We start from the raw sequence: 19,273 nt of genomic DNA, 5'->3' as shown, positions 1-19,273 counted from the left end.
CACTATCATTAGCGCAAAGCATAAGAAACACCTGCAAATAAAATATGATTCTGGAAACTGATAAAATAAAAATTGAATTAACTCGACTTGATAATATTAGGAAAATCATTCAGATTGAGAATGAAAATTCTGATTTTATTGGCCAGTATGATTTTGACAGACACAAAGGAGTGATTGACAGTGATGATGAAATGCACTTGTCGGTCTTTGATAAGATTGATAATTCATTAATTGGACATATAATTCTTGCAGGATTAAAAAGTACAAATGATTCAATTGAATTTCGACGAATTGTAATTTCTAATAAAGGAAAAGGATTTGGAAAAGATTCTATAGACCTGATAAAAAAGTATTGTTTTAAAGAGTTGAATACAAATCGAATTTGGCTTGACGTATTTCAAGATAATTATAGAGCAATTCGACTTTATAAATCACGGGGATTTAAAACTGAGGGGGTTTTAAGAGAAATCATAAAGCAAAACGGGCAGTATCATTCACTTAAAATTATGTCGATACTTAAAAATGACTCGGAAAATGAAATTCCTTCACGGATTGACCACATTTGTCTGATTGTAAAAGACATTAATAAGACAAGGAGTGATTTGCAGTCGCTTTTCAATTTAGAGATTAAGACAAAACCTGATTCAGAGAATGTTTTAATGTGCGAGAATAAGAATTTGCATTTTTTTGTTAAACAAATGGATTTCTCAACGAAATTTTTACGAGAGCAACATTTATCTTTGACTGTTGACAACATTAAATTAATCTCTGATAAACTTAAAAGTCGTAATATTGATTTTGAAATAGGAGAATTCAACGGATTTCGGTACAATAATTACAAATGGATTGAGTGGAGAGATGATAATGAAATTAGATTTGAATGTATAGAAGAAATTTGATTACAAAATGCCATGCGCTAACACGCGGTCATAAAACATTGGGGGCGAGGTGGTTATTCGAGCCTCGGTTCTCGCTTCAAGGTTTGTTGTACCTTGATAGTGAAGTAGCTCCGACCCCCACCCCCCAACGTTTCATACTGATTATATTGCCTTCACAGGGAGGAATTGATTATTTTGATAATTTTATTAAAAATCATATTGATCATCTTAAAATACCCAGAAAAATTCCAGTTGTATCTTAGGAATATTTGCTTGAACATTAACCTTTATCAACCTACTTTTTCAGCGAAATAAAGGCCACCTTGCCACCTAATTTCCCTCACAACAAACAAACTGTTTTTGATCTTTTTCCTATTTCAAAATATCAACTTCCTGGGTCATCTCCAGAGGCAGGTTCATAGAGCCGAGGGGCGAATCCAGAACCGTGCTGCTGGACATGGCGACTTCGATACTGTTGCTTTTCAGCATGGATCGAAGTGAACTGCCCAGTTCTGTAAAACCCAGGGAAATCGGCAAGATCAGTGTGGATTCTTCTTTAGAGCCCACTGAAAATGCCTTTTGCGTTTTTCCGGATGCCACACGGCTTCCTGCAAGGTCGATGCTGTAATCCATTTCACTCAAATGAAATCCAAAGCTGTTGGGATTATCAATCGAGAGTCTTAGCTGCAGCTCAATACCGCCCAGTCCCAGACTCTGCACCTTGAGACCGTCGAATGATACATGCGGAATGCGCACATTGGGGAGCCGGCCGCTGTGGTCGAACGGAATCCGGGTGCCGCTGAACACACCCGACGGAAACAGGTGACCCGTGATGCTGTAAATCAGAGAATCCTGCTCCTGCACAGACCGGCTCAGGGCGTGCAGTTCACGTAAATTAATAGAAAGAGGGATTTCGAGAGTCTGGGAATTTTTTGCCTCTACCATCAGTTGTTTTTCTTGAGTTCCGCTTAAAAATTCTTTACCTTCTATGGACATGGAATAGTCAAAGCCGTTCAGACTGAACCCAAAGGTATTGGGATTGCGGACCGAGAGATCAACATCGAGTCCCAGTTGTTCAAACGTAACGTGGTCCAAACGTACACCGGAGACCCGGACCGACGGCGGCTGTACAAATTCCTGGAGCGCAGCGCAGCCGCTCATGAACAGGGCGGCGGTTATAAAAATAAGGATGAACCCTTTGATTGTTTTCATCGTTTACCTCGGAACAAGATCAATGTGATTTTTCATAATATAACGATTTTATGTATCAATTCAATCCCAAAATGGTGGGTCTATGAGTGAAAAAATCAAACTTGGAATCAGTACTTGTCTGCTCGGCGAAAAAGTCCGTTACGACGGCGGACACAAATGGGACCGATATCTGACCAATATTGTCGGACCGTTTGTTGAATGGGTTCCGGTCTGTCCGGAAGTAGAGTGCGGGCTGCCGACACCGCGCGAAGCCATGCACCTGGCCGGTGATCCGGAATCGCCGCGCCTGGTCACCCTCCGTAGCAATATGGATCACACCGAACGCATGCACGAGTGGAGCAAAAAACGCCTCGTTGATCTGGAAACACAAGATCTATGCGGATTCATTTTCAAAACCAGATCCCCCAGCTCCGGTATGCGCGATATCAAAATTTATAAAGAGGATGGCAATCCGACCTCCAACAAGACAGCCGGATTGTTTGCCAAAGCGTTTATGGACCGGTTTCCGCTGATCCCGGTTGAAGATGAAGGCCGTCTCAACGATGCCGGATTGCGGGAAAACTTTATCGAACGCGTGTTTGTGTTTCACCGCTGGAAGGAGTATTTGAAACAGGACCGCTCGGCCAAGGGTCTGGTTGATTTTCACACCCGCCACAAGCTGATGCTTATGGCGCACAGCGAAACGCATATGCGCAAGCTCGGGAAACGGGTCGCGGATATTAAACATTTTAATTTTGAAGAACTGCTGGACCAATATTTCAGAACGCTGATGCAGGGATTAAAGGTCAAAGCCACGGTTAAAAAGAACGTCAATGTACTGGATCACATACTCGGGTACTTTAAAAAGCAACTGACCGCAGATGAAAAGCTGGAAATGCGGGATATTATCAGTCAATATCACAACAACCTGGTGCCGTTGATTGTACCGGTGACGCTGCTCAAGCACTATATCCGCAAATATGAACAACCCTATCTGCTGGATCAGGTTTACCTGACCCCGCATCCAGCGGAACTGGCGTTGCGCAATCATGTCTAAGGCGGTTAACAGGGAGAACAGGATGAAAAAAACGATTATTTTATTCCTTTTATTTCTCAACAGCGCCGTCTGGGCAGCGCCGACAGGTCAAATTAAAGGCCGGGTGGTGGATAGCGAGACCGAGACGCCGCTGCCGGGAGTGAACATCACCGTTGAGGGCACCATGCTGGGCGCCAGTACAGACAGAGATGGAAATTTTACAATTTCGTCTGTACCACCGGATGTATACACACTGCGCGCCTCGATGATCGGCTACCGCAATATTGAAGAACCAGGGGTGCGCGTGCGGGTCAACAGCGCGACCAGCGTCAACTTTTCCCTGGAACCCACATCCATTGAATTCGATCCGGTAGTGGTGCTGGCCGGCAAAACAGAACAGCGCCTGGACCGTGCGCCGGTTTCCATTTCCGTCGTCACCGCACGCCAGATCGAACAGCGAAACGCCACCAATATCGTCGAGGTACTGGAAACTGCGCCGGGCATCAATTTTATCGGCGATCAGATCAACATCCGCGGCTCGACCGGCTATACATTTGGCGCCGGTAACAAAGTGCTGCTGCTGCTGGATGGTGTGCCGGTATATGCCAGCGACACCGGCGAGTTCAACTGGGACATGCTGCCGCCCATGGACATTGAACAGATTGAAGTGCTCAAGGGCGCAGGATCCACATTATGGGGCGCTTCGGCGCTCGGGGGGGTGGTTAATATCCAGACCAAAGATCCGTCCGAAGAGGGGCGGATGATGGTATCGGTTTCTTCGGGTTTGTACGGAGAGCCGGCCTATGAGACCTGGGATTATACGAACAAGATGCAATGGTATCACCGCGAAGATGCCAGTTACAGCCGGCAAATCGGTTCAATGGGCATGCGCATTTCCGCCGGTCATTACTCATCCACCGGATACCGGCAGCTGGGAGATGCCAGCAAGGTCAACCTGACCGGAAAATTTGATTACCAGTTTGCCCATGGCACCAATGTCACCGCATACGCGGCATACAGTTACATCGACCGCGGCTTTTTTCTGCAATGGAAGGGTCCCAACCATCCCTATGAAGTGGACGAATCGAATCTGGATAATTATGCAGCCACCAATCAGCTGAACGCCTATGTCAAAGTGGGCATTCCGGTGTCCTCCAAGCTGGCGATCAATGTGCGCGGGTCATTTGTGCGCACTCTGATGGGCAATCAGTTCGGTGATGACGCCAATTTCAATCCGGCGCTGGGACAGGGATTCGAAGCCCAGGGTACCTGGATTCCGCATGCCGCCCACACTCTGACCGGCGGTATCCAGTTTCAGCAGGATGCGGGTAGCACCAAATTTTTCGGATCGCACACCGGCTACTCGTTTGGCCCGTATGTGCAAAATGAGTGGAAACTGCGCGAAAATCTGCGCATGACCACGGGGTTGCGCTACGATCGATATCAGCTGCAGGGCGGCAAAGGCGAAGACCTGTGGAGTCCGCGCTTCGGACTGAACTGGCAGCCCTGGGTCACCACACATTTCCGCGCCTCGGTCGGCAGCGGCTTTCGCGCCGCGACGATCGTCGAGCGATTCCTGGAATTGACCATCATGAATTTCAAGATCAAAGCCAATCCGGATCTGGAGCCTGAACACGCCTGGGCTTATGATGTGGGCGTGCGGCACTATATCAACGATCACTGGAATGTGGATATCTCGCTATTCCGCAATGATTACTGGAATCTGATCGAGGCACACCTTGATCTGATTCGTGGACAGATGTCCAGTTCCGCAATGTGGAACAGGCGCGCATTCAGGGCATTGAAGCCACCATGAACTGGAGTAACCCGTTTCACTGGAACAATACACGCATAGCGCCCGGACTGGTTTTGACGACAACGCTCATGGACCACGAAAATTTGCAATGGAATGAACCGCTCACTTATCGTCCCAATCAGTTGTTTACCGCCAAGGCTAATCTGCATGTGGGCAAGGTGTATACGGAACTTTTATACCGCTATGCCAGTAAAATTAAAGAGGTGAAAATTTATCCCATCAACGAGCGGGTGCCTATGAAATTTGTGGACCTGCAGGTGTCCTACGATTTCGGATCGATCACACTGCAGTTGGGCGTAAACAATGTGTTCAACTATAATTATGCATCACGGGAAAGCAGCATGGAACCCATGCGCACGTTTACCGCAGGACTCAAGGGCACACTATAGTGGAATAAAAAGTGGAATAAAATGCCGATAACATTTACCTGATCAAAAAAAAACGATGCATTGGCTTAAAAATATGGAATAAAACTTGAATAGAATTTGTCTAAGATAGAGCAATTATAAATGCGATACATGATACAGGGGAGTATAAATATGAAATCCCGGATAAAAATATTGCGAGCAAAACATGATGGCGCTGGTTCCCCTCGCCAATGGCTGACCCCCCCTAGGCTAATTGGCACCCGGCGTCATCATTTTTTTCTTGCATTTTAAATATTTTTACAGTATATTATGTTCTGAATTTTATATGATATGGCACCGGTTTCCCCCGTCGTTCGCTGACCCCCCCTAGGCGATGCGACACCCGGTGCCTTTTTTTTACCTGTTAGTTTTCCCGTTTCAACAATTTCTTGATTTTCTTTTGCATTTTTGAAAAATGCGACCCCTTCCAGTAAATCTGCCCGCATGATTGACATTGATGAAAATCATCATAGTATTTTGCGGCTTTTTCCGGTATTTGATCCTGGATCGCATGCTTTTCGACCTGCACAATTTTTCCGTTGCATTTGACACAGCGGGTAAACAAACTGACGCTGTTGTAAAGATCAAAACGGCTCAGTACTTCCCGGGTCTGTTGCTCCGGATCGTCAGAGCGCAAACAGTACCCGTGCGTCACGGCGCCGGTCTTTAAAATCCCGCGGTCCCGGGTCAGAATAATGCGGCGTTCATTCACGGAAATATCAATAATCTGCGGATCGGAATAATCATTGCGATACAGCGCATCAAATCCCAAAAGCCGCAAGTTGGCAGCCAATTTTCCCAAATGCACATCCAGGACAAAACGCGGAATCCGCAGCGGCTGCGGCCGGAGACGGATCAACGATCGAACATCCAAACTTTCGAACATGGGATAAACAGACACCCGGTCGCCATGCTGCAGATGATAATCAAACCCCACAGATTTGCCATTGACCAGAATCAGCTCCACTTCCGGATGCGGTACCCCAAGCGCCTCTATCGCATCCTTGACACCCGGATGACCTGAAAACTCGTAAAGGATATCCCGTTTTTTCTTATCCCTCGGCAGAAAATCATTCAATTCCTCATAAAACCGAAACCAGGCTGTATGCTTTGTTTTCATGGTCTCCACACTGATATATGCTAAAACACTGCTCTCCTATATTACCACCACTTTAATTCTTTACCATTTTCACCGGTCTAAAACTTTACCATACATTTTCTTTCATTTAATTCATTTTCATAAATATTCATAAAAATTCCATCTAATTTTCTCTTATTTTCATATCATTCGTTTTATTCTCTTTTTCCCCCTTTTCACAAATTAATTTTTATGGCACTTTAGATTATTGGGCTTGTTTTTGGCTGTATGTTGGTTCTCAGCCCTAACTATCCTTCCACCAATACGAGTGTCTGTGATGAAGAAAACCATTATTTGCAAGAATTGCTGTAAGCAAAAACCTGCTAATCCCCGGCTCAAAGGCAATCAGTTATACTGCAGTGCCCCCAACTGCCAAAGAGCCCGCAAACGTGCCTGGCAAAAACAAAAAATGATTCAGGATTCTCAGTATCACGAACAGCAAGTCGCATGTTTAAAGAAATGGCGCAAGACCTATCCATTAGATAAATATCAAAAAGAGTATCGTAAAAAGCATCCAGACTATGTGAAAAGAAACCGAGACCTTCAGAAAAAACGCAATGCGAACCAGTCAAAAAAAGCGGAGCTGATTAAAATTGTAAAAATGGACGCGTTAAAAAAGCAGTCAGAAAAATTATACACTTGTGTAATGAATCCTTATAAAATTGATTCATCCGGGAAAATTGTAAAAATGGACGCGTTAATCGTGCAACTGGCTGATTTACATAAAAATATTGACCTTTTTTTGTCTTTAAGAATTTAATTGTAAAAATGGACGCTATTGCTATTTGCCTTGTGGTATAGTAGATTTCAGTTGAATTTGTACGTGATCTATTATTCGGGAGGCAGAATGATGAAAATCACCAAAAAACCCCTTATTCCCGACCGGGTGCGTAACATTGATGGGGGATTTAGTTTTATTCCACACCGGTTTATCACAGACCATTTTTTTACCAGTTTGAATCAACACGAGCTTTTGATTTACTTTTTGCTCGTGCTTGTCGGAGATCGGCACGGGCTGTCTTATTACAGTCAGGACCGGCTCTGCACGATGCTGAGGATAAGTCTTGATGATTTTATCACTGCCAGAAACGCTTTGATCAAAAAATCCCTGATTGCCTTTGACGGGTTTATGTTTCAGGTGCTTTCTTTGCCGAAAAAGCCGGTTGCACTGCCTTCAAAACCCTTGACTACCCGCTCCGATTTTGAAAACTGGGACCCCATGACGATCCGTAAACTTGTAACTGAATCTCTTGAAAGGGCCAAAAGTCATGATGAATAAACGAATCATCTTTGAAATTCACAAATTGGCTGATATGGGCATGAAACAACGCCAAATTGCCAGAAAGTTATGTATTTCAAGACCAACTGTGCAAAAATATCTCAACTCCCCGGATATTGCCACACCTCCCAGACGTCCAAAGCCAGGTAAATTGGAACCGTTCTATAATTATATTGATGAACTGCTGGAAGGTTGGCCGAACGCCAGCGCTGTTGTTATTAAACAACGTATCGACGAAAAAGGCTATACCGGAGGGATTACGATTTTGCGCGATTACCTCCTTGCTAAACGAGGAGGTAAGAAACGATCCAAAGCCTACATTCGGTTTGAAAGCAGCCCTGGTGAACAATGTCAGTTTGATTGGGGCATTTCGGCAGTCTCATTTATGGCAACACCTCCAGAAAACTGTACTGCATGACGGTGATAGAATGCCATTCCAGAATGCTCTACATCGAGTTCACACATAGTCAAAACAAAGAAGCTGTGATGCGCACCCTGTTGAATTCTTTTTATTCTTTGGTGGCGCTCCCAAAGAACTGGTGCACGATAATTTGAAAACAGCGGTCATTGAACGAATCGGCGATATTATCCGGTTCAACGAAGATTATTTGCATTTCTTGCGCCCTTTTCATATCAGACCTTACGCGTGCGGCATAAGGGACGCATCCGCAAAAGGCAAGATAGAAAAAGGCGGTGTTCATTACGTTCGCTATAACTTTTGGCCGTGCCGCACCTTTGCCGATCTGGATGATGTAAATGTGCAAGCCTGCAAATGGCGCGATCACATTGCAAATACACGTATTCACGCAACAACGAATGAAAAACCGGTTGAACGTTTTCAGCCGAAAGCCCTGCGTCCATTGCCGGATGTATTGCCGGATACCAGAGATCATTCAGAAGCTAAAGTCCATTCCGATTGCCGGTTTAAATTTGATGCAAATTATTATTCAGCGCCTTGGTGGATGGCCGGTAAAACAGTCAGTGTCAAAGCGGATAACCATACAATTTGGGCAGGCCATAAAAACAAAATTGTTGCTGTACACACGCGAAGCTGGAAACGCCGGGCTGTTATTGAAAATCCGAACCATATTTCAGAACTTTTGAAAACACGTAAAAAGGCAAGGTTAACCAGACAAGAACAACTCTTGTTTTCAATGGGTGAACCCATCAAACTATTCATCGAAAATTTGGCCAAGGCCGGGAAAAGCCTTTCCCGGGCATCCAGTCATCTCCTGGAATTAAGAGAACAATATGGAGCCAAAGCAGTTGTGGAGGCCGTTGAAATAACCCTCAAATACAAAGCCTATGGCGTCGATTATGTTGAGAATATCCTGCATCAAAAAATGCATATTAAAACATATTACCCCAAAGTTACCCTCAAAGATGAAACGCTCAATCAGTTACAATTACAGGAACCCGATCTGTTAATCTATGATGCCATTACTTTGAAAAAAAGCAGGAACAATGATGACAAAAATTGAAAATACAATCCACAAATTGCAGCAGTTGCGACTCAATACCATGGCCGAATATCTCGAAGATGCCTTTGAAAAAGAAAAAGAGCAGAACAACGGCTTTCTGTGGCTGCTCGATTATTTGCTTGACCTGGAAAACGAATCACGCTGGAAACGCTCTGTTGAAAACAGAATCAAAGCGTCGCATTTGATTGATAAATGCTTGCCAAGTGACTTTGATTTTAAATTCCATGTCTCCCGACAACAGAACCGATCCCTTGTTTTGCGTTTGTCCGAATGTGATTTTATTCATAAAAAACAAGACGTGATCTTTATTGGCGCCCCCGGAACCGGAAAAACCCGATTAGCAAAAACCATAGCTTATCAAGCCTGTTTGAAAAATGAACGTGTACTCTTCACAACAGCTATTGATATGATTAATCACCTCATTGCCGCTCAAGCTGATCAGTCGTTGTTAAAAAAACTAAAATTTTATCAAACTCCAAGTCTGCTTGTTTGTGACGAGTTGGGTTTTCTTTCGCTTGACGAACAGTCATCAAATCTTTTTTTCCAGGTGCTCAGTGCCAGGCATGAACGTGTCGAGTACAATCGTGACCACCAATCTGCCCTTTGGCCGCTGGGGAGAGATCTTTCAAAGTGCTGTAATCGCTCAAGCCATCGCAGACCGGCTCGTTAAAACTCGGAGATTATACTGATGGAAGGACCATCTTATCGACAGAAAAATAAATAGTAATCTGGTTTCATTTTAAAAATATAAAAATATAATTGATATTTTATGCCAAAGAACTGTTTTTTTTACAGAGTCTTGTAAGAGAATCTATGTGCTCCACTTTAGGTGGTAAAGTATTATTCCGTTGGCTTTGGTAAACTTGTTAACCGTTGGTAATACTCCTATCTGAAAATACTCATTTCATTGCGATAACGCAACAAATTGTCGAATTTTTTCACCCAAACCCCACGACCGACAAACAGATAAAAGAGAGAAATCGGCGTAAACGTGCACGACATTTCAATGTTTTTATTGACAAGCAGGAATAATATCCTTATTTTAGTGTTCAATATATAAGACCAATTTAGTCCTATTTAATATGTTTAAACTATCGAAAAAGACAGTCTACGGTTTACTGGCTCTGCAGCATCTCATCGAACTGGAGGACGGCGAGTCCGCAACCGTGCGCGAGATGTCTGAAATTTATAATATTTCTCAGCCGCTTTTGGCTAAAATTTGTCAGAATCTGTCAAAACACAAGCTCATACAATCGGTGCAGGGTGCGCGCGGCGGGTATCAACTGCAGGTTCCGGCGGGTGATATTTCTATCGCCCAGGTGGTTGAAGCATTGGAAGGCCCGATCACACTGGTCGACTGCGCTGATCATCAACATGTATGCAAACGTGTGGATCAGTGCCGTTTAAAACCCGGATTTTTATCTCTGCAGAAGCATTTCCGTGACTATCTTGGTCAGGTCAGCCTTGCAGATATGCAGAGTTTATAAAAAGGAGTTGTTCTATGCCTCATGAAATAGACACTTTGAAGGATATCACACAACAAAAATACAAATACGGATTTGTTTCCGAAATAGACAGCGAAGACGTCGGCAGGGGGCTGAACGAGGACGTGATTCGTTTGATTTCAGCCAAGAAACACGAGCCGGACTGGCTGCTGGAATGGCGTTTGAACGCCTATCGCAAGTGGTTGAACATGGAACAGCCTGACTGGGCCAACCTGTCTATTGCTCCGATTAATTATCAGGATATTGTCTATTACTCTTCGCCCAAGAAACACAAAAAAGGACCCAAGAGTCTTGAGGATGTGGATCCGGCCATACTGGAAACTTATAACAAGCTGGGCATTCCGCTCGAAGAGCAAAAAGTGCTCACCGGCGTGGCTGTCGATGCGGTTTTGGACAGCGTGTCCGTGGCCACTACGTTTCGCGAAAAGCTTGCGGACCTGGGTATTATATTCAGTTCCTTTTCGGAAGCTGTGCAGAACCATCCGGATCTGGTCAAACAGTATCTGGGCATGGTGGTGCCGCCTGATGACAATTATTTTGCCGCCTTGAATTCAGCCGTATTCAGTGACGGATCGTTTGCTTATATTCCCAAAGGTGTAAAGTGTCCCATGGAACTGTCCACGTATTTCAGGATCAATGCACAGTTCACCGGACAGTTTGAACGCACTTTGATCATTGCCGAAGATGACGCCTATGTCAGCTATCTGGAAGGCTGTACCGCCCCACGGCGGGATGAGAATCAGCTGCATGCAGCCGTGGTCGAGCTGATTGCCATGAATAATGCACGCATTAAATACTCAACGGTTCAGAACTGGTATCCCGGAGATGAAACCGGAAAGGGTGGTATCTACAATTTTGTTACCAAACGCGGACATTGTCGGGGGGTAAACTCCAAAGATCTCCTGGACTCAGGTGGAGACCGGCTCAGCCATTACCTGGAAATACCCCGGCTGTGTGCTGGAAGGTGACAACTCGATTGGTGAATTTTACTCTGTGGCGATGACCCATAATTATCAGCAGGCGGACACGGGCACCAAGATGATCCATATCGGCAAAAACACCAGCAGTACCATTGTATCCAAAGGAATTTCGGCCGGTCACAGCCAGAACAGCTACCGCGGACAGGTAAAAATTACAAAAAACGCAGAAAACGCTCGCAATTTTTCCCAATGTGACTCTCTGTTGATCGGCGACCAGTGCGGCGCGCATACGTTTCCTTATATCGAGGTTAAAAACAGCACAGCCACCATGGAGCATGAAGCCACCACTTCGAAAATCGGAGAAGACCAGATTTTTTACTGCAATCAACGCGGCATTACCCCTGAAAACGCTGTATCGATGATTGTGAATGGATTCTGCAAAGAGGTGTTCGCTGAACTGCCGATGGAATTTGCCGTGGAAGCTCAAAAACTGCTGGGCATCAGCCTGGAAGGCAGTGTCGGATAAAACAAATTTTCAGATTATGATATTTAATATGTTTGGAGAGCATTTATGTTAACTGTAAAAAACTTACATGCCTCGGTTGAGGGTCATGAAATATTAAAAGGAATCGATTTGACGGTGAACGCGGGTGAAATCCATGCAATCATGGGCCCCAACGGTTCAGGGAAAAGCACATTGGCCAATATCATTGCGGGCCGGGAAGAATATACAACAACAGAAGGTGAAATTAGATTTATGGATCAGGATCTTTTAAACATGCCCCCTGAACAACGGGCACACGCCGGATTATTCATGGCGTTTCAATACCCGGTGGAGATACCAGGCGTGAACACCAGTTATTTTTTACGCACAGCGCTCAATGAAATCCGCGAGGCACGAGGTGAGACCAAAGTCGGAGCGATGCAGTTTATAAAGCTGATCCGGGAAAAAATGCAGCTGGTGGACATGGATGAAGCGTTTTTAAAACGGTCGGTAAACGTCGGATTTTCCGGAGGAGAAAAAAAGCGTAATGAAATTCTGCAAATGGCCGTGCTACAGCCGTACTTGTCCATTTTGGATGAAACGGATTCCGGTCTGGATATTGACGCTTTGAAAATCGTGGCCAACGGCGTGAATGCGCTTCGAAATTCAGACAATGCGTTTATTCTGGTGACCCATTACCAGAGGCTGCTCGATTATGTGATTCCTGATCAGGTTCATGTCCTGTATCAGGGCCGCATCGTTCAATCCGGTGATAAAAACCTGGCCATGGACCTGGAAAAAATGGGATACGACCACATCAAACAAGCGGCACAGACAGCGGAGGTGTAATATGCGCGGTCCCCATATCAACACAGATTATTTAAAGCTGTTCCAGGAATTCGAATCCGGGTTAAACGGTAAAGGCCGCGGTCCGCTGCATGAACGGCGGATTGAAGGTATTAAAGAGTTTGCTCAGACCGGTTTTCCGTCAACCGGACAGGAAGACTGGCGTTTCACCGACGTCTCCCCCATTGCGCGCGCGCAATTCCGAAATGTGGCGCGCGCCGATCAGGGCGCTCTTGACAAGAATACCGTTCGCAATCTTGTGGCTGACGAAAAACATCCGCGTCTGGTTTTTGAAAATGGTCATTTTCGCGAAGACCTGTCGCAGCTTCCCCAAAACAGCGGTATCACCGTAAAAAACCTGCTGAGGGCGACTGGTGAACATCCGGAACGGCTGGAGGCGTATGCGGCTCAACTCGCCCCGGTCACCCTCAACGGGTTCGTGGCTTTGAATACCGCCTTTATGTACGACGGCGCTTTTATTGATATTGCCGATTCCGTAGTGATGGATTCGCCGCTTTATGTGGTTTATTATTCCACCAAAGTGGACGGTCAGGCAGCCGTGTTTCCCCGAAATCTGATTATTCTCGGCCGTCATGCGCAGGCTACGGTTGTGGAACATTATGTAAGCTCGGACGAGCACCGGTACTTTAATAATTCGGTCAGTGAAATTTATCAGGATCAGAGTTCTCTATTAAATCATGTCAAGATTCAGCACGAAAGCGCATCAGCTTATCATACAGAACTGACCCACGTACAACAGCAGCGCAACAGTGTGTACAAATCGCATGTATTTTCTTTTGGAAGCCGTCTGGCGCGCAGCGATATCCAGGCGCAGCTGAACGGAGAAGGCGCGGAGACGGTATTAAACGGACTGTCTTTAAGCAGCGGCCGGTCTTTGGTTGACCATCACACGCTGATTGATCATGCTGCTGCGCACAGCAGCAGCCGCGAGCTTTATAAAGGTATTCTGGACGGCAAAGCAAAAGCCGTTTTTAGCGGCAAAATACATGTGCGTCAGCAGGCACAAAAGACGGATGCCAAGCAGTCAAATGAAAACCTGCTTTTATCCCAAAACGCCGTGGTGGATACCAAGCCGCAACTTGAAATTTTTGCGGATGATGTCCGTTGTACTCACGGCAGCACGGTCGGACAAATGGACAAAGACGGGCTGTTCTACCTGCGTTCCAGAGGATTGTCTTTGGCCGCGGCGCGCAATTTGATGATCCGGGCGTTTGCCGGAGAGATTACAGAACAAATCCAGAATAATCAGGAACGCCAGGCGCTGGAGCGGCTGGTTGATTCAAAATTATCAAAAGGACACTTGCAATGAAACTAACCCCGGAAGATATACGGGAAGAAATCATTGAATCATTGAAAACCATCTTTGATCCGGAAATACCGGTTAATATATATGACCTCGGATTGATTTATGATATCCAGGTCGACGAGCAGGGCCGTGCCGGTCTGGAAATGACCTTGACATCACCCATGTGTCCGGTTGCAGAGTCTCTGCCGGTTGAAGTAGAAAAGAATCTCCGGGAAATAAAAGGTGTAACGGATGTGGATGTTCAAGTGGTCTGGGATCCGCCCTGGTCGCCGGATCTGATGTCTGACGAAGCCAAACTAAAACTCAATTTATTATGAGCCAATTTGTAAACATAACAACACAAAGGACCTATGATTATTGAAACGCCTCCTACAGTTGATCTCAAAAAAGTAAAAAAAGATTTTCGGGTATTTGACCATCCGGAAAACGAGGGGCTGGTGTATCTGGACAGTGCATCAACCGCTCAGCGACCGCACATGGTGTTGGAAGCGACGGACCGGTTCAATGAAGAATACAATTCAAATATTCACCGCAGCGCCTATCGGCTGGCGGAAAAAGCCACAGCCGGATACGAATGCGCCAGACTGCGGGCCGCCCAATTCATCGGCGCGGATCAGTCCGAGATTGTGTTCACACGTGGCGCCACGGAATCCCTGAACATGGTGGCCTACGGATGGGCGCATAAATTTCTTAAACCGGGGGATGGAATCCTGACAACCACACTGGAACATCACAGCAATCTGGTGCCCTGGCAGGTGGCAGCACAGCGAACCGGAGCGACACTAAAACTTGCGGGAATGACCCCGCAGGGCGAGCTGGATATGCAGTCGTTTTATCAACAGTTGACTCCGAAAACCAGATTGGTGGCCGTGACCCAGGGCAGCAATGTCACCGCTGCCCTAGTGGACCTGGAACCGATCATCGAGGCCGCGCACAGCGTGGGGGCGTTAGTGGTTGTAGACGGTTGTCAGTATGTACCGCATGCCGCTGTGAATGTTCGGGAGCTGGATGTTGATTTTTATGCATTTTCCGGGCACAAAATGATGGGGCCGATGGGAATCGGGATTCTTTATGCAAAACAGCACCTGCTGGAAGAGATGGATCCGGTGTATTTCGGCGGCTCTATGATCCACTCTGTGGATTACACACAATCGACCTGGGCCGATCCGCCGTGGAAATTCGAGGCTGGAACACAAAATATTCCTGCGGTGATTGGTTTGAATGCAGCTATCGATTATATTGAATCCCTCGGACGAAGAGAGATTGAAAAATATATTGCGGGCCTGGTCCGCCAGGCGTTTGATAAATTGGTTCATATGAAAGGTATAGAGGTTTACGGACCGCGCGACAACCGGCTGCCCATTCTGTCGTTCAACATTGACGGCGTGCATTCCCATGATGCGGCCACGTTTTTTGACAGCAAGAAAATGGCCATACGTTCCGGACAGCACTGTGCCAGCCTAATTATGAAGCATTTTGGCGTATCCGCTATGGCGCGTGCCAGTTTTTATATTTACAACACAGCAGATGATGTTGAACGATTTTTACAAACAGTGGAAGAAACAAGGAACTTTTTTCAATGAATTTAAATGATTTGTATCAGGAAATTATATTGGAGCATTACAAAGAGCCGCACAATAAAGGACAATTGCAGGCAGCGGATGCCCGTTCAGAGGGCAGAAATCCAATGTGCGGAGATGAAATTCAGGTCTCGGTAAAAATTAAGGGGGATCTCATCGAGGATATCCGATTTGAGGGCTCCGGCTGCGCCATCAGTCAGGCATCGGCATCTGTGATGACCAAAGCCGTGAAAGGTTCCACCCTGGAGCAGGCGGAAAAAACCCTGCAAGCATTTTCCAGTATGATTAAAGATGGGGGTGCCTTTGGAGAAATTGACCCGGAGAGCGAACTGGCCGCATTTCAGGGTGTATCCGAATATCCCACCCGGATCAAATGCGCTCTACTGGCCTGGAACGCCCTGAAAAACAGTCTGGATCAGATCACAAGATAGTCCCGGTCAGCGAAATTCTTCTATTGCATTCCTGAATTATTTCTTTTACATTGTAATGGGATAAAAATACACCTTTGAGAATCAATAGGGTGGAGTGTTCACAAATATCAGTACAATATGATGACAGTCGATCAAGACATTGCAGTATTTTGGTTTCGGCGAGATCTTCGGCTCGAAGACAATGCAGGACTGACGCAGGCATTGACCAGCGGATATCCCGTACTGCCGGTATTTTTGTTTGATGATCATATTCTGGCGGATTTGCCGGATCCGTATGATCTGCGCGTCGATTTTATTCACACTCTTTTACAAGATCTGTATAACCGCTTGTCCGATATGAACAGCTCGCTCTGGGTTCGACGCGGAGATCCGGTGCAGCTGTTCCAAACCCTGTGTTCGGAATTTTCAGTCAAGGCGGTTTATACAAACACAGATTATGAACCCTATGCCATCAAACGCGATCAGGCGGTGTCAGAGTATTTAAAATCTCGCGGGATTCCCTTCCACTCCTACAAAGACCAGGTTATATTTGAAAAAGACGAGATTCTCAAAAAAGACGGGACGCCTTACAGGGTATATACCCCCTACAAGAACCGCTGGAAACAGGAATGGATAGGCCAAAAGCTCCTTGGTCACGTATTTGACACCGCATCTCATTTCAGCCAGTTTATCAAAACAAATCCCCTTGCATTTCCGCAGCTTGAACAAATCGGTTTCGAATCCACTCAAACAGCGTTTTCAACACCAGAGATTCCGCACGAGATCATCCGGCATTATCACAACAGACGCGATTTTCCCGCAATGCAGGGAACTTCCAAGCTGGGTCCGCATTTGCGCTTCGGCTCTCAGAGTATCCGCCGGGCCATGCAGGACGGATTTCATCTCAATGAAATCTGGTTCGATGAATTGATTTGGCGCGAATTCTATATGATGATCCTGCATCATTATCCGAGGGTTGAAACACAACCGTTTCGCAGCAAGTACGAAACCATTGAATGGAACAATGATCCGGAAGAGTTTGAGACATGGTGCCGTGGTGAAACCGGGTTTCCCATTGTAGATGCGGGCATGCGGGAATTAAACGAAACCGGATTTATGCACAACCGGGTCCGAATGATTGCCGCCGGTTTTCTCACCAAGACTTTGCTCATCGACTGGCGCTGGGGAGAACGATATTTCGCAGAAAAGCTGCTGGATTACGACCTTGCAGCCAATAACGGCAACTGGCAATGGGCCGCCGGCACCGGCTGCGATGCTGCTCCGTATTTCCGGATATTTAATCCCATCACCCAGATGCGCAAATACGACAAAAAGCTGGAATATATCAAACGCTGGGTCGGCGAGTACGGAGCGCCGCATTATCCCCAACCTATGGTGGATTTGCGAACCTGCCGGGAGCGAGCCTTGCGCGTTTATAAAAAAGCAGCACAAAGCTAAGCATACAGTTTTACATTTTTTTAAAAAAACGAGCATTTTAATAAAATGAAAGTTGTCGTTATTGGCGGCGGATTGGGCGGACTTGCGGCTGCTCTGCGTCTGGCGGCCTCCGGTTACAGCGTACAGCTGTTTGAGAAAACCGAATCTCTCGGCGGCAAGATGAACCGACTGAGAGCCAATGGATATACGTTCGATACCGGGCCGTCCCTGATCACCATGCCGTTTGTCATCAAAGACCTGTTCCGGTATTGCAGAGCCGATGCAGCGGATTTTATCGAGTTCGAACCCATAGATCCCCTTTGCCGCTATTTTTTCTCGGACGGAGCCGTGCTGGATGCCTTCACTCAGCCGGCGGCCATGCACCGTTCCATGGCCCCGCTTTGTGAACGGGACGCGGATCAGTTCGAATCGTTTCTCGAGTACAGCAAACAGCTTTATGATCTGACGGCTGACATCTTTTTATTTACTCCCATTCACGAACCGTCCGAAACCTTGAAATTGAAAAATCTGCCGATGCTGTTCAAACTCGGCAAACTGGATGCGTTTCACACTGTTCATGAACGCGTCTCTTCGTTTTTCAAGGATTCGCGTATCATACAACTCTTTGACCGATACTGTACGTATAACGGCAGTGATCCGTATCAGGCTCCGGCCACTTTGAACATTATTCCCTATGTTGAATACGGTCTGGGAGGTTATTACATCAAAGGCGGCTTGTACAAACTCATCGAAGCGCTGGAAACACTGGCAGACTCGCTGGGTGTAGACATTGTGAAAAATGCTCCGGTGGAACAAATTCTGCATCAAAAACACGTTCAGGGCATCAAAGTCAATGGAGAAACGATTAATGCAGACCATATTATCTGCAATGCTGATGTGGTGACGGCGCATCAAACATTACTCGATTCGGAAATAAAATATACCAAAAAGCTCGAATCGTTTGAGCCGTCTACCTCCGGACTGGTCTTTTTCTGGGGCGTACGCGGTCAGCATCAAGAGCTTGGGCATCATAATATCTTTTTTTCAAAAAACTATCAACAGGAATTTCAGACGCTTTCTGCCGGGCATGCGCCGGACGATCCAACGATTTACGTAGCCATGACCAGTAAGCGGAATAAATCACATGCTCCGGACGGTTATGAAAATTGGTTCGTGCTGCTGAACATGCCGTTTCTGGCCGGACAGGACTGGCCCGAACAAATCAACCGAATGCGCCGCGTTACCTTGCAAAAACTTGCAAAGCATGGGTTTGATATCAAGCATCAAATAAAATTCGAACAGATGTTTACACCACTGGATTTTTACAGTAGATACGGAAGCAACAAGGGCAGTATATACGGCATTTCGTCCAACGACCGAAATATGGCGTTCAAGCGGCCTCCGAATAAAAGCCGTCAGGTCAAGGGACTCTACTTTGCCGGAGCCTCTACACATCCCGGCGGCGGTGTCCCCCTGGCGCTGCTCTCCGGTAAACACGCCGCCGACCTGCTGATAAGACATTCGCACAATTGAGGAAA

19 protein-coding genes and 1 pseudogene are annotated in these 19,273 nt (G+C 46.2%); 18 read left to right on the top strand and 2 right to left on the bottom strand.

The features are described from left to right. Positions 1 to 44: 44 nt before the first annotated feature. On the top strand, positions 45 to 899 hold the full coding sequence (locus U5R06_22740) for a GNAT family protein (protein ID MDZ7725560.1): 855 nt from the start codon (positions 45 to 47) through the stop codon (positions 897 to 899). A 351-nt stretch (positions 900 to 1,250) separates the two neighbouring features. Here U5R06_22740 and U5R06_22735 read toward each other — a convergent pair whose 3' ends face one another. Further along, on the bottom strand, positions 1,251 to 2,090 hold the full coding sequence (locus U5R06_22735) for an LEA type 2 family protein (protein MDZ7725559.1): 840 nt from the start codon (positions 2,088 to 2,090) through the stop codon (positions 1,251 to 1,253). Positions 2,091 to 2,172: 82 nt separating this feature from the next. Between U5R06_22735 and U5R06_22730 the strand changes: the two genes are divergently transcribed. Genes U5R06_22730 through U5R06_22720 form a run of 3 tightly spaced genes read left to right on the top strand, consistent with a single transcriptional unit; the run spans position 2,173 to position 5,310 of the window. Continuing rightward, positions 2,173 to 3,126, top strand: coding sequence for a DUF523 and DUF1722 domain-containing protein (locus U5R06_22730; GenBank protein ID MDZ7725558.1), 954 nt, complete (start codon positions 2,173 to 2,175; stop codon positions 3,124 to 3,126). A 22-nt stretch (positions 3,127 to 3,148) separates the two neighbouring features. Then, positions 3,149 to 4,921 (top strand): TonB-dependent receptor, encoded by a 1,773-nt coding sequence (locus U5R06_22725; protein ID MDZ7725557.1) that lies wholly within the window; start codon positions 3,149 to 3,151, stop codon positions 4,919 to 4,921. Then, positions 4,918 to 5,310, top strand: a complete 393-nt coding sequence (locus tag U5R06_22720; GenBank protein MDZ7725556.1) for a hypothetical protein — start codon at positions 4,918 to 4,920, stop codon at positions 5,308 to 5,310. The genes U5R06_22725 and U5R06_22720 overlap by 4 nt, the downstream gene beginning before the upstream one ends. 382 nt (positions 5,311 to 5,692) lie before the next feature. On the opposite strand, the gene U5R06_22715 is transcribed toward U5R06_22720, so the two are convergent. Continuing rightward, the gene (locus U5R06_22715) at positions 5,693 to 6,448 is read right to left on the bottom strand and encodes a Mut7-C RNAse domain-containing protein (protein MDZ7725555.1); all 756 of its coding nucleotides are present in this window, start codon (positions 6,446 to 6,448) and stop codon (positions 5,693 to 5,695) included. A gap of 292 nt (positions 6,449 to 6,740) precedes the next feature. Here U5R06_22715 and U5R06_22710 point away from each other — a divergent pair, with 292 nt between their 5' ends. The 14 genes and pseudogenes from U5R06_22710 to crtI all read left to right on the top strand — a co-directional run bounded on the left by U5R06_22710 (position 6,741) and on the right by crtI (position 19,268). After that, positions 6,741 to 7,226, top strand: coding sequence for a hypothetical protein (locus U5R06_22710; protein MDZ7725554.1), 486 nt, complete (start codon positions 6,741 to 6,743; stop codon positions 7,224 to 7,226). Positions 7,227 to 7,313: 87 nt separating this feature from the next. Then, positions 7,314 to 7,745 carry a hypothetical protein gene (locus U5R06_22705; GenBank protein MDZ7725553.1) on the top strand — a complete coding sequence of 144 codons (432 nt, stop codon included), beginning with the start codon at positions 7,314 to 7,316 and terminating at the stop codon, positions 7,743 to 7,745. Continuing rightward, positions 7,735 to 8,163 (top strand): helix-turn-helix domain-containing protein, encoded by a 429-nt coding sequence (locus U5R06_22700; protein ID MDZ7725552.1) that lies wholly within the window; start codon positions 7,735 to 7,737, stop codon positions 8,161 to 8,163. The genes U5R06_22705 and U5R06_22700 overlap by 11 nt, the downstream gene beginning before the upstream one ends. A gap of 133 nt (positions 8,164 to 8,296) precedes the next feature. Then, a complete protein-coding gene (locus U5R06_22695; GenBank protein MDZ7725551.1) occupies positions 8,297 to 9,226 on the top strand; it encodes a hypothetical protein in 930 nt (309 codons plus the stop codon). Continuing rightward, the gene (locus U5R06_22690) at positions 9,210 to 9,896 is read left to right on the top strand and encodes an ATP-binding protein (protein ID MDZ7725550.1); all 687 of its coding nucleotides are present in this window, start codon (positions 9,210 to 9,212) and stop codon (positions 9,894 to 9,896) included. The genes U5R06_22695 and U5R06_22690 overlap by 17 nt, the downstream gene beginning before the upstream one ends. Before the next feature lie 412 nt (positions 9,897 to 10,308). After that, complete coding sequence (locus U5R06_22685; protein MDZ7725549.1) at positions 10,309 to 10,713, top strand: Rrf2 family transcriptional regulator; 405 nt, start codon at positions 10,309 to 10,311, stop codon at positions 10,711 to 10,713. Between the two features lie 14 nt (positions 10,714 to 10,727). Continuing rightward, a pseudogene (sufB, locus tag U5R06_22680) lies at positions 10,728 to 12,177 on the top strand (Fe-S cluster assembly protein SufB). A gap of 45 nt (positions 12,178 to 12,222) precedes the next feature. Continuing rightward, positions 12,223 to 12,984, top strand: coding sequence for a Fe-S cluster assembly ATPase SufC (sufC, locus tag U5R06_22675; GenBank protein ID MDZ7725548.1), 762 nt, complete (start codon positions 12,223 to 12,225; stop codon positions 12,982 to 12,984). 1 nt (position 12,985) lies between these two features. Then, the gene (sufD, locus tag U5R06_22670) at positions 12,986 to 14,311 is read left to right on the top strand and encodes a Fe-S cluster assembly protein SufD (GenBank protein ID MDZ7725547.1); all 1,326 of its coding nucleotides are present in this window, start codon (positions 12,986 to 12,988) and stop codon (positions 14,309 to 14,311) included. Continuing rightward, positions 14,308 to 14,625: an SUF system Fe-S cluster assembly protein gene (locus U5R06_22665; protein MDZ7725546.1), complete on the top strand. Its 318-nt coding sequence runs from the start codon at positions 14,308 to 14,310 to the stop codon at positions 14,623 to 14,625. The genes sufD and U5R06_22665 overlap by 4 nt, the downstream gene beginning before the upstream one ends. A 33-nt stretch (positions 14,626 to 14,658) precedes the next feature. Continuing rightward, complete coding sequence (locus U5R06_22660; protein MDZ7725545.1) at positions 14,659 to 15,891, top strand: cysteine desulfurase; 1,233 nt, start codon at positions 14,659 to 14,661, stop codon at positions 15,889 to 15,891. Beyond that, entirely contained in the window at positions 15,888 to 16,319 is a 432-nt protein-coding gene (locus U5R06_22655; GenBank protein MDZ7725544.1) for an SUF system NifU family Fe-S cluster assembly protein, read from the top strand. The genes U5R06_22660 and U5R06_22655 overlap by 4 nt, the downstream gene beginning before the upstream one ends. Before the next feature lie 117 nt (positions 16,320 to 16,436). Then, positions 16,437 to 17,756, top strand: coding sequence for a deoxyribodipyrimidine photo-lyase (locus U5R06_22650; GenBank protein MDZ7725543.1), 1,320 nt, complete (start codon positions 16,437 to 16,439; stop codon positions 17,754 to 17,756). Between the two features lie 45 nt (positions 17,757 to 17,801). Next, positions 17,802 to 19,268 carry a phytoene desaturase family protein gene (gene crtI / locus U5R06_22645; GenBank protein ID MDZ7725542.1) on the top strand — a complete coding sequence of 489 codons (1,467 nt, stop codon included), beginning with the start codon at positions 17,802 to 17,804 and terminating at the stop codon, positions 19,266 to 19,268. Positions 19,269 to 19,273 lie beyond the last annotated feature (5 nt).

This window comes from candidate division KSB1 bacterium, assembly GCA_034521575.1.
Taxonomy (GTDB): Bacteria; Zhuqueibacterota; Zhuqueibacteria; order Residuimicrobiales; family Krinioviventaceae; genus JAXHMJ01.
The sequence above is the reverse complement of the archived record's forward strand: the minus strand, read 5'-3'. Positions and strand labels throughout refer to the sequence as shown.

Coding starts and splice junctions, on each gene's coding strand:
- U5R06_22660 (MDZ7725545.1), top strand. CDS start 14,659: ATGATTATTGAAACGCCTCCTACAGTTGATCTCAAAAAAGTAAAAAAA.
- U5R06_22730 (MDZ7725558.1), top strand. CDS start 2,173: ATGAGTGAAAAAATCAAACTTGGAATCAGTACTTGTCTGCTCGGCGAA.
- sufC (MDZ7725548.1), top strand. CDS start 12,223: ATGTTAACTGTAAAAAACTTACATGCCTCGGTTGAGGGTCATGAAATA.
- U5R06_22690 (MDZ7725550.1), top strand. CDS start 9,210: ATGATGACAAAAATTGAAAATACAATCCACAAATTGCAGCAGTTGCGA.
- U5R06_22650 (MDZ7725543.1), top strand. CDS start 16,437: ATGATGACAGTCGATCAAGACATTGCAGTATTTTGGTTTCGGCGAGAT.
- U5R06_22665 (MDZ7725546.1), top strand. CDS start 14,308: ATGAAACTAACCCCGGAAGATATACGGGAAGAAATCATTGAATCATTG.
- sufD (MDZ7725547.1), top strand. CDS start 12,986: ATGCGCGGTCCCCATATCAACACAGATTATTTAAAGCTGTTCCAGGAA.
- U5R06_22715 (MDZ7725555.1), bottom strand. CDS start 6,448: ATGAAAACAAAGCATACAGCCTGGTTTCGGTTTTATGAGGAATTGAAT.
- U5R06_22700 (MDZ7725552.1), top strand. CDS start 7,735: ATGATGAATAAACGAATCATCTTTGAAATTCACAAATTGGCTGATATG.
- crtI (MDZ7725542.1), top strand. CDS start 17,802: ATGAAAGTTGTCGTTATTGGCGGCGGATTGGGCGGACTTGCGGCTGCT.
- U5R06_22705 (MDZ7725553.1), top strand. CDS start 7,314: ATGATGAAAATCACCAAAAAACCCCTTATTCCCGACCGGGTGCGTAAC.
- U5R06_22740 (MDZ7725560.1), top strand. CDS start 45: ATGATTCTGGAAACTGATAAAATAAAAATTGAATTAACTCGACTTGAT.
- U5R06_22685 (MDZ7725549.1), top strand. CDS start 10,309: ATGTTTAAACTATCGAAAAAGACAGTCTACGGTTTACTGGCTCTGCAG.
- U5R06_22725 (MDZ7725557.1), top strand. CDS start 3,149: ATGAAAAAAACGATTATTTTATTCCTTTTATTTCTCAACAGCGCCGTC.
- U5R06_22655 (MDZ7725544.1), top strand. CDS start 15,888: ATGAATTTAAATGATTTGTATCAGGAAATTATATTGGAGCATTACAAA.
- U5R06_22720 (MDZ7725556.1), top strand. CDS start 4,918: ATGAACTGGAGTAACCCGTTTCACTGGAACAATACACGCATAGCGCCC.
- U5R06_22735 (MDZ7725559.1), bottom strand. CDS start 2,090: ATGAAAACAATCAAAGGGTTCATCCTTATTTTTATAACCGCCGCCCTG.